Here is an 11,333-nt window from a genome sequence, read left to right as displayed (position 1 = left end):
CTCACAAACACACATATGCTTCTATCACGGCAATTGGAGGTTATGTTCCTACAAACAAACGCACCAATGCTGATTTAGAAAAAATATCCGATACAACGGATGAATGGATTACCAAAAGAACAGGAATAAAAGAAAGAAGAATATTAGATCAAGGTTTAGCTACTTCTGATATGGCAGTAAAAGCCATCGAAGATCTCTTGACAAACTACAAAAAGGATAAGAGTAAAATAGACGCACTAATTGTTGCTACCTCAACACCCGATATGCCAATGCCTTCAACAGCTAATATTATTTGTGGAAAACTTGGCATTGAGAACGTTTGGGCCTTCGATATGAATGCTGCTTGTTCAGGTTTCTTATTTGCTTTAGACATGGGAGCATCTCTTATCGAAACTGGAAGGTACAAAAACGTCTTAGTTGTAGGAGCCGATAAAATAAGTGCCTATGTAGATATAAAAGACAGAAACACCAATATTTTATTTGGCGATGGAGCTGGCGTAGTATGGTTAGAACCTAATTCGACTTCAGGAATCCAAGATGCTTTATTGTTAAGTAATGGACTTGGAAAAGAATACTTAAACATCGAAGGTGGAGGATCTCTCTATCCATTTAATATAGATGGATTTGACACTAACAAAACCTATCTAAAACAAGACGGTAAAGTTGTATTCAAAAATGCAGTAAAAGGAATGTCTGAGGTTTGTATGGATTTACTTCATCGAAACAATCTATCAGTAGATAATATTTCATGGTTAGTTCCACATCAGGCTAATAAAAGAATCATAGATGCCGTTGGAAAAGAGATTAACCTCGAAGAACACAAAGCCTTACACAACATTGCTTATTACGGAAATACAATCGCAGCAACAATTCCACTTTGTATCTGGGAAAACAGAGATAAAATACAAAAAGGAGATACTCTGTTACTAACTGCATTTGGAGCAGGCTTCTCTTGGGGAGCGAGCTTACTAACATGGACTATATAAAAAAGAGGGTGATATCACCCTCTTTTTTATTCCCTATTTACTGTTTTACATATATTCTTTTGGAATATCAATACCTTTTTCTACAAGATAACTTACTAAATCACTGTGTTTTCTCTCTAAATCCCTTGTACAGTCACAAGAAATAGGACACACCGAATATGGGGAAATCTCCAGAATTACGGCAATTTCATTTAACACTTCTGTCTTTAGCTTAGTCTTTCCACTTTCTATGTCAGAATATGCTTTTTGTGAAATACCCAATTTCATAGCAACATACTCTTGAGAGAAACCTAAACTCTTTCTTCTACTCTTAATTTTGTCTGTTTCCATACTTCCTTAAACTAAAAAATACTAATTTTTCCTATTACTTTTACTTCTACAAAAATAAGACATTTCTCCCAACATTCAATACCAAAAAATAAATATATTACAACATTTAAACGCACTATTTATCAAAATAGCACAAAGCTTCTTAATAGTTCTTTTAATAATTACTAAAAAAGGTTAGTAAACACAATATTTTCAACTTAAAAAAACAAATATGAATAAGGAAAGTACAAAATTCATTCTACTGACATAGTTTAACCTTCATTCATAGATTACTTCCACTAAAAATAAAATAACCCTACGCATACAATTCCACTTAACCGCATCCCAAAGCCAAATCACCGCAGCTTTTAATAAACTTATCTCATTCATTGCAATAATTGTGACCATTCTGCAAAGAAATGCATATAATCAATCACATAAAGATAACCCTATACTGATGCTATTCTAAAATAGAACCCTCTACTAAAACAGCACACGACAGTCGTGAATCATAATAAATAAACTATCTAATTAGTTGGAAGTAAAAAAGTTATTCAAAATAATTAAGTTCATTTAAATACCTTTTTGTGTAACAACGGATTAAGGTGAATTTTTCTCTCAAACGATAACTGCTTAGCTAAACTCACTGTATAAGCATGTCCATTTCCGCAAAAAAACTGTTCGAAAACGAACAAAACACAAAACAAATAAAAATACAAAACACTGTAATCCAATTAATTAGCAAACAAATAAAAAGCGGCATACTAATCGTATAGACTAACTGTATTAAACGAATAGACAAATATGAAATCTACACTACTATTGGCCACTGCTTTATTTTTCACAGCAAATATAAATGCTCAAAACTCAATTAAGGGAAACCTACAAACAAAGAGTAACAAAGCGATTGACTTTGCAGAAATATATCTATTAGATTCAAATGGAGCCTTAATCAACCAAACCTATACAACTGAAAATGGCCTTTTTAGCATTGAAAACGTAAAAGATCGAACTTACACTATTCAGATTTACAGCAATGGCTTAAAACAGTATGAAAACACTTTGGAAGTAGATCATTCGATCGACTTAGGTACTATAGTCATCGAGAATGACACCCAATTAGAGGAAATTGTCATAAAATCTCCTACGAGGATTTACGAAAAAAAACTTGACCGAACAGTATTCAATATTGAAAATTCAGTGCACGCCACTAACAATGATGCTGTCGATTTGCTAAAAATAACACCTGGTCTTAAAGTAGACACTCAATCCATAAGTCTAATAGGAAAGAGCAGTGTACGTGTTATGATAAATGATAAGCTTGTACAGCTTACAGGTGAAGAATTAATGCAATACTTAAAAAGTATCCCCTCTGACAACATCAAAAAAATAGAAGTAATCACAACACCACCCGCAAAATATGATGCAGAAGGAAACAGTGGATTAATCAATATTGTGCTAAAAGAAAATCAACCCAATGCGTGGAACAATCAAATAAGTACTGGGGTATTTACTGGTCATAAAGCAACGTATAGATTCAGTGACGTATTTAGCTATAATCAAGGAAAAATCTCCTTTAAAGCCAATATTAGTGGCTCAAAAGGAATGTCACAAGTCATAGAAAACTCAACAGTGTTTTATGCGAACGAAACTTGGAACGGAAAGTCAAGACGCTTTAACAACAACGATAGATTATCGGGTAACTTCCAATTTGATTATCAGATCAGTGAAAAGACATCAATAGGAGTTCAATATATGGGGAGCATTGGCAATCCTAAGTTTGATGATAATGGTCAAATTATTGTTGATAACCATGTGCATAACTATATTCAAAACATCTATACAAACGCTAAAAACACAGGAGATATCAACAATCAATCTGCAAATCTACACCTAATACACAATATTGATACTGTGGATACTAAACTAACTATGGATGTAGATTACTTCAACTACAACAATTATAAAAACAGGGTTTTCAACACAAAAACTCAGGGTGTTAATAACTCTCCTGATAATATGTTCATAGCTTCGACAAGTGGAGATCAAATCATTGACAACTTCAGCGCAAAGATAGATATGGAACAACCGCTAAAATGGTTTAAACTATCATATGGAGTAAAAGCAAGCTTTGTAACCACAAGAAACAAATCCGATTTCTTTGACCTTTCTTCAGGCATAGCTATTGAAGATCACAATCAAAAAGACAATTTCAAATATCAAGAAAATACACAAGCCGCATACTTCAGTGCTTCTAAGGAATTTAATGACAAGCTATCTATGCAAGTAGGTATGCGAGTAGAAAACACACAAACTACAGGTACTTCAAAAGTGTACAATACAGAGAATAAAAAAGATTACACGAAACTATTTCCAACCCTTTACCTTACTTATAACTTAAATGACAATAACTCATTTTCTATTAACTACAATAGACGTATATACCGACCTGCATTCTGGGAATTAAACCCATTCAAATGGTATATCACTCAATATAGCGTTGCTGGAGGGAACCCAAAAATAACTCCCGCTTTCACAGATAATATAGAGTTAAGTCATATCTATAAAGGAAAGCTAACAACATCGATATCATATAGCAAAACAAAAGATAGATTCTCACAATACCCTATGGTAGAAGAATCGACAAATATGCAGATATACATAAGAGAAAATATAATCGACTCTGAAGGATTTAATGCGAATATCAATTACTCTTTTAATACAATCCCATGGTTACAATCTCAAATAGGGGGATACTTCTTCTATTCGACATCTAAGCTACTAAAGGATGTAAACTTAGATGTAAGAGATGGTGGTGGAATGTATTTTACAGCCAATAATACAATATATCTAAATTCAGATAAAACTCTTAATGCTCAAGTGGATTATTGGTATCAACCTAAAAGCAGAGAAAATATGTGGGCAATCAACCCTTCTCATGCCTTGAGTTTAGGTCTAAAATATGCCATGATGAACAAAAAACTTAATCTATCTATATATGCCAACGACATTTTTAATACGAGTACGCAAAAAGTATCGACTAAAACAAATGGGATCAATCAGTCTTATAAGAACAACTATGATAATAGATACGTCAATATAGGTATTAGTTATTCCTTTGGAAATAGTAAAATCAAAGTTACAGATCACCAAGGGGGAAATACTGATGAGAAAAGTAGAAAATAGAAAGTAAAGTGTAATAAAAACTTTTGCTTAATGATGTCAATAACTTTGTGGATAACTAAGGATATAACAAGCATAAAAACACTCATAACAGACAATAACCACCTTATTTATCAACAAATAAAAAAATAAAATAATTCACTATAAACCAATTAATCACTAACTTATCATTATAAAAAACATACTTAACACACCTATTTCGAATTAACCATTAAGTTATAAACAAATAAAATAAGTACTGTTGATAAACTTAATAATAACTGTTGATAAGTATAAAATAATATAAACAAAGAATACTAAATAGCCGATTCCTTTACAAACACCTTTATAGCGATCACCAAAAAAATAAACTATGAAAAAATTAATAATAATTTTCCTTTCCTTGCTCTGCTACAGCTCTATATGGGCACAAAATTCAATTAAAGGTAGAGTCTTACAACAAGATCATACTCCACTTGACTATGCAGAGGTACAACTAATTCAGAATGATGATAAGCTAATAAAACAGTCTTTTTCATCCGAAACAGGAACCTTTTCTTTAGAAAATATTGCAAAAGGAAAATACATCCTGAAAGTACTCTATTTAGGTGAAGTACTCAATAGTCAACCAATTGATTTAAACCAAGACCTTGTGTTGAAAGACATTCTTATTGAAAGCAATAAACAATTAGAGGAGATTGTACTGAAGTCAGAGAAAAAATTAATAGAACGCAAAGTTGATCGATTGGTTTTCAATACAGCAAATAGTATCTCTTCTCAAGGGATGGACGCAATAGAAACCTTAGCAAATACTCCAATGATAAAAGTGCAAAATGACAAAATATCTATTGTAGGTAAAAGCAGTGTTACCATAATGATAAATGAAAAGATTGTTCATTTAAGCGGAGAGGCCTTAGCTAATTACTTAAAGACATTGCGATCAGATGATATAGAAAAAATAGAAGTAATAACTACTCCTCCAGCCAAATATGAGGCCTCAGGAAATAGTGGACTAATTAATATTGTTTTAAAGAAAAACAGACAACAAGGTCTATATGGGTCAATAGGCAGTAGTTTTTCCTATAACAACAAGAGAAATATTGGAGCGAATGGAAATATTAACTATCAAAAAAACAAGTGGAACTTATCGTTAAAAGCCAACAATTACGATGGGCGAAATGAAAATAAAAATGGCTATAGTTATACAGGTGTTACTAATGGATTAGAAAACAATGGAGAGTTAACGGGCAAGTACAAACAAAAAAGCGTTGACTTTACAGTAAACTATCAAGTTACAGACTTAGCATTAATAGGTGCATCGTATAATTATACCTCATCGAAAAATGATTATACTAAGTACTCACAAATAGAATACTTCAGTGTACCCCGAGTAAAGAATGACTCAGTGTTAACTTCGTTAAATTACACAGATAACCCAGCCTCATATCATACTCTAAATGTATTCTATGACCAAAAACTGGATACACTCGGAAACAAATTAGCTTTCGGAGTGAACTACTTTAACAACTCACCTGATAATACAAATTACATTAATGATTACAATGCTACCAACGCCATACTAAATCAACTGATAAACCAAAGCGCACTAAACTACAATGTTTGGAGTGCTAATATAGATTTAAACTATGACCTCAAATGGATCAATCTCGAAACTGGTGCTAAATACACAAACTTTGACAACAAATCAAAAGTGTATTTCTATACCTTCGAAAATGAACAAAAGGTTTATGACCCTACAAAAAGTAATAAATTCAATTATAGTGAAGATAACTATGCCGCATATCTAAGTTTAAGCAAGAAGCTGAGTGATAAGTGGGAAGTAAAAGCTGGAATGAGATTTGAACAAACTAAAATTGAAGGCAAACTACAAAATGACAATAGCCAGTTTACCAAATCTTATAACAAATGGTTTCCTACCGCTTACCTAACGTACACACCAAGTGATGACCATGCCTTGAGTTTTAACTACTCTAAGCGAATCAATAGACCCAATTCAAGTATCTTAAACCCATTTAAATACTATGGAAATACCTACTCTTATACAACAGGTAACCCGAATTTGGCCCCCTCATTTACAGATAACTATGAACTAAGCTATATCTTCAATGGTGCTCTATCATTAACTTTAAACTACTATCATGTATCTAACTCCTTTGATGTATTAAGCGTATTTGAAAATGGATACTTTACAGAGTCATGGCACAATATGTTAAATAGTGACAACTACGGATTTGATATTTCTTACAGCAATAAAATACTATCGTGGTGGGAAACTAACACAGGGGCTGACTATTATTTTTCTTCTCCATATTATTCTAAAGATTCAACACTAAAAGGAATGCAGGGTTCAACATTTGCCTACTACTCCCAAAACACATTCAATATAAACGAGGCAAAAACAGTCAAAGTATTTCTAAACTGGTATCATATGCTACCAAACAAAGAAGACAATTCAAGATATAATGCTTATAAAACTTTGTCTACGGGAATGAAACTAAACCTATTAGATAAAAAACTAAACCTTAATCTAACTCTATCGGATATATTCAATACAGGTAAGAGCTCCGGAACAATGTATTATACAGATAACACACAAACCTTTTACAATGAGTGGAGTTCACGTAGAGTTTCCATTAGTGCAACTTATAACTTTGGAAACAATAAGAATAAAAAGGTAATTCAAGAAGCAAACTTCGAAGATAAAAGTAGAAGTCAATAGTGCATCTATACAATTAGTTAGTAAAAATAGGGGAAGCTCTTTTGAGTATTCCCCTATCTTTTATACCCATATATTTTCATCGACTAAAGGCTCATTATCTAATTTATTAGATAAGCTATTAACCCTTGCAGACAACAACTTACTTCTTCCCATAACAGTTCGGGTAAAAATTATTCTATTCTCCCCTACAAGTTCTGACCACTTTTGAGAAAAGTAAGATACCATCTCTTTTCTTACACCTAAACAAGTAGGAACAGCGTGATAATCCCTAAAATTCCCCTTTAAAGCTAGAAACGTTCTTCGCTCTATCACATAGCGGGGATTCTCAATAGGGCTAAATAATTCCTGTATACAGTCACTAAATAAATTTCCTTCTAAAACGGTACCTCCTTCTAAACTGCAAGAAACCCCTCCATTACTACTCTTCTTAACTACTATATCTAACTCTGAAAAAGGAGTTAGAATCAACTTATATCGCTCCAATGTTAAAGTTACTGCTTTAGCAATGGCAGCAATATCATCACCAATATCTACATACTTCCTTGCTAACGAACTATATCGTTTTCTCTTTTCTCTAATTTTTAGGAAATAAGCAAACACAATGACTTCTAAAGCGAAGTACAACAAATGATACAAGGAAAGTTGAAATAAATAATACTGAAGTGCAAAAGCAATACAATTGACTAATGTACCTAATATTAAAACCCGATAAGAATACTTTAGATGAGCTAATGTTTTATTAGTATAAAAAACTCGAGCATCCTCACTATTTTCAAATACTACTGAATTTACTTGCAGTGAACTATTGTACACAGCAAAGGGTATTCCTATAGCATGAACCAATCTTTGCCCTTTTTGAGTAGCGGAAAGCCAACGATTCATTAGATTACTCCTATCTGATGCTACCGTATAGGTAAAGCTATTCTGCTCCTTAATATCGTCTTCTGTAAGTAAGGAGTGAGATAGACCTAATCGAGCTGTTCCGTTTGAAATAAAAACATCGTCTATACATTCGTGATTAGATACCCCTACAAAACTCTTAAATCGTCTAATTAGCGTTTTCCTATCACTCCCGCCGTCTTCAAGGTCAGCATTGAAAGTAACTAAATGCCAAATATTTGCTGTCTTTAAAGGGTTATCTCTCTGCGCTCTAATTGCACGACCTCTCATTTGATTTGAGGAAACATAAGAACCTACAAAACTTGCCAAGATCAAACTATTTATAGCTGGGGCATCCCACCCTTCGCCTAAAAGAGACTTAGTTCCAATTAAAACTTCAATCTCTCCTTCTTCAAAAAGACAGGTAATAATACTAATGATATCGTTTTTTATACGATCTACAAGACTTACTTCTACATAACTACCATCATACATCAATGGCTTGAGCATTACCTCATCTACCTTGCGAATATGAAGTAATTCTGTAAACCTGTTTTTAGCAGATAATGGCATGATAATCAAAGATCCAGTAAGTACACCAAGGCGATTTGTAGAAGAAACTCTTCGTCTAATTTGTTCAAAAATTGGAACAACCCCTAATTTCTGATGTACTACATCATTCACTTCACTACTCACATGATATTCTTTTCGAATAAAATCACTTAAGATAACCATGCGTAAATCTGCCCCCAAGCAATCTTTCTCAAACTCAACGATATCAACAATGCTATTGAGCTTATTTACACTTGAACTCAACAGTGTATTCTCCTTTAAACTATTGGTGAAACGGATTAACTTATTACACATTGCACCATAACGTCTAAGTCGATTTAGCATATGCTCTACTTTTTCCTCATATTCCTCCACTGTATATCGCTCATCTTCCAGAAAAAAAGGCTTGGATTTAAAGCAGTAAAATTCCAATAGCTTCTGCATCCAATCATAATTCAAAGTAGGTACTTTAGCCGTTCTATTGCCTAAGACCAACAAATGTTCATCATTTATCTCACTGCGAAACTGATGCACATAGATAACGCAGGCCATATAAAACTCTAAATTATCATATATCCAATACAAGTACTCCTTGGGGCTCTGCATAAATGACAACCCCTCTATATCCTCTAATAAAGTAATATCACTCTTTAGCTTTTCATATATCTCATTTATCCTTGCTCGATTATCTAATATCGTTTTACTTTCTTCTCTTTTGGGAATATTAAAATAAATAAAATCTTGATGAGGACATAAATCACCAGCTAAAACAAGTTCTGGAACAAATATCTCTTCATCAATAGGTCCATTGAGTTCACAATATCTGGACCATTCACTTATTGTTACATCATAAGGCGGGGTAGCTGTTAAACCGACAACAGTTGGTTTTATCTCCTGGACGACATAATTAAGTGCTTTCCACCATTCATTCTTTAAATGGTGTGCTTCATCTACTATTAACGTCTTTACTTCCAATTGTTTTAAAAGCGCAACAATTCTTGATGCATCGCGTTTGCTAACTTTAACTTCTTCAATATTGTCTATAGCTAAGTCTTCTGAACTTTCTTCCATTCTACTAAAGGAAGCAAACAGTCCTTGATAGGTAGATACAGTAACAAATTTAGGATCGAATAAACTATACGAAATCCAATCTGGTACTTGATCTGTATTTAAAAACAACTCACAGAATCTATCAACCCATTGATTTCGAATAGCAACTGTCGGAGCTAATATTAATGTTGGACGATTCAATCGAAGCATCACCTCTAACCCTAATACTGTTTTTCCAGAGCCAGGAGGTGCTACCACATGAAGTTTATTATCAGTTAAGTGTTTTTGTAAATTATCCAATACTCTTTGTTGATAACTACGCCAAGGGTACTTAAACTGAATTTCTGCAGGAAACCTTTTCAAAATATATCTTATCTAATTAAGCCGTAAGCCTTAATTTATTCTTCAAACTAAAGTAATAAAAAAAGCAAATTGAAATAATAACAATTATTCCAATTTGCTTCAACAAAAAACTATGATAGTTTTACTACCTTTTATAATTCAGCATTTCGCCCTTCAATTTTATTTGTAGCTTGTAATTGTTTTAAATTATCTAAAGTTACATAGGCGATTTGAGTTAGTGCTTCGTCTGTAAAGAATGCTTGGTGAGCTGTTACCAATACATTTGGAAAAGAAGTTAACAATTGCAATCTCTCATCTTCAAGGATTGTTCCTGATAAATCTCTAAAGAATACATTTTCTTCTTGCTCGTAAACATCGATACCCAATGCTCCAATCTTTTTAGCTCGCAACCCTTGAATAGTTGCTCGCGTATCAATTAACTTACCTCTACTTGTATTAATCAATATAACTCCCTCTTTCATTTTCTCAATAGACTCTGGATTAATAACGTGCATTGTTTCAGGAGTCAAAGGACAGTGAAGAGAAATAATATCTGACTTAGCAAATATTTCATCTAACTCAACATATCTAATTCCCTCTGCTTTTAATTTATCATTAGGATACAAATCATAAGCAAGTACTTCTGTTCCCAGCGCTTTCATCATTCGACAGAACACTGCACCAATATTACCAGTACCGATAACACCAACAGTCTTCTTGTAAATATTAGTACCTAAAAGTCCATTTAAAGAAAAGTTTTGCTCACGTACACGGTTATAAGCCTTGTGAATTTTTCTATTCAATGTAAACAACATTGCTAATGTATGCTCAGCTACTGCTTCTGGTGAATATGCAGGAACTCTACATACCTTAATACCAAATTTATGTGCTGTTTCTAAATCCACATTATTAAAACCCGCACAACGCAAAGCAATATACTTCACCTTTTTCTCGCTGAGTTTTTCTATTACTGCGGCATCTACCTTGTCATTGACAAAAACACAAACAGTGTCAACATCCTCAGTTATTAAATTCACAGTTTGATCATCTAATCCGATATCAAAATACTCCAATTCAAAATTAAAGTCTTTATTACATTTGTTGAAAAAAGTAATGTCATAAGGTTGTGAAGAAAAAAATGCAATTTTCATAGCCAAATCCTTTAAGTATTAATATTTATAAATTAAATCAATAATACACCAAACATAAAAATTCATATTCAGTGCTCCCTTTTTATTGCTTCATAAAGTTACTTAATATAATTCACATAATACTTTGATATTTTTATATTTTTCACATTAATTATACTCAAA

The 11,333-nt window shown here is 32.8% G+C and carries 6 protein-coding genes; 3 read left to right on the top strand and 3 right to left on the bottom strand.

Annotated elements, in window-relative coordinates; translation table 11 throughout:
• Window positions 1-986, top strand: a 986-nt coding sequence (locus GOQ24_RS02580; RefSeq protein ID WP_166520718.1) for a beta-ketoacyl-ACP synthase III, incomplete at its 5' end; no start/stop codon positions are given.
• 45 nt (window positions 987-1,031) lie between these two features.
• On the opposite strand, the gene GOQ24_RS02575 is transcribed toward GOQ24_RS02580, so the two are convergent.
• Entirely contained in the window at window positions 1,032-1,316 is a 285-nt protein-coding gene (locus GOQ24_RS02575) for a helix-turn-helix domain-containing protein (protein ID WP_155090955.1), read from the bottom strand.
• Window positions 1,317-2,099: 783 nt separating this feature from the next.
• On the opposite strand from GOQ24_RS02575, the gene GOQ24_RS02570 reads away from it, so the two are divergent.
• On the top strand, window positions 2,100-4,481 hold the full coding sequence (locus tag GOQ24_RS02570; RefSeq protein WP_160339050.1) for an outer membrane beta-barrel family protein: 2,382 nt from the start codon (window positions 2,100-2,102) through the stop codon (window positions 4,479-4,481).
• 349 nt (window positions 4,482-4,830) lie between these two features.
• The gene (locus GOQ24_RS02565; RefSeq protein WP_160339049.1) at window positions 4,831-7,197 is read left to right on the top strand and encodes an outer membrane beta-barrel family protein; all 2,367 of its coding nucleotides are present in this window, start codon (window positions 4,831-4,833) and stop codon (window positions 7,195-7,197) included.
• 60 nt (window positions 7,198-7,257) lie between these two features.
• Here GOQ24_RS02565 and GOQ24_RS02560 read toward each other — a convergent pair whose 3' ends face one another.
• Together GOQ24_RS02560 and GOQ24_RS02555 are read right to left on the bottom strand one after the other, a co-directional pair.
• Complete coding sequence (locus GOQ24_RS02560) at window positions 7,258-10,041, bottom strand: DEAD/DEAH box helicase family protein (protein ID WP_160339048.1); 2,784 nt, start codon at window positions 10,039-10,041, stop codon at window positions 7,258-7,260.
• Window positions 10,042-10,172: 131 nt separating this feature from the next.
• The gene (locus GOQ24_RS02555) at window positions 10,173-11,171 is read right to left on the bottom strand and encodes a 2-hydroxyacid dehydrogenase (protein ID WP_155090959.1); all 999 of its coding nucleotides are present in this window, start codon (window positions 11,169-11,171) and stop codon (window positions 10,173-10,175) included.
• Window positions 11,172-11,333 lie beyond the last annotated feature (162 nt).

The organism is Myroides sp. LoEW2-1, assembly GCF_009767705.1.
In the GTDB taxonomy this organism is placed as follows: Bacteria; Bacteroidota; Bacteroidia; order Flavobacteriales; family Flavobacteriaceae; genus Flavobacterium; species Flavobacterium album_A.
Note: the sequence above shows the minus strand (reverse complement) of the source record. Positions and strands in the feature narration are given on the sequence as shown.

Bases quoted from the DNA above. Each gene is read 5' to 3' on its own strand.
- GOQ24_RS02565 (WP_160339049.1), top strand. From the start codon at position 4,831: ATGAAAAAATTAATAATAATTTTCCTTTCCTTGCTCTGCTACAGCTCT.
- GOQ24_RS02555 (WP_155090959.1), bottom strand. From the start codon at position 11,171: ATGAAAATTGCATTTTTTTCTTCACAACCTTATGACATTACTTTTTTC.
- GOQ24_RS02575 (WP_155090955.1), bottom strand. From the start codon at position 1,316: ATGGAAACAGACAAAATTAAGAGTAGAAGAAAGAGTTTAGGTTTCTCT.
- GOQ24_RS02570 (WP_160339050.1), top strand. From the start codon at position 2,100: ATGAAATCTACACTACTATTGGCCACTGCTTTATTTTTCACAGCAAAT.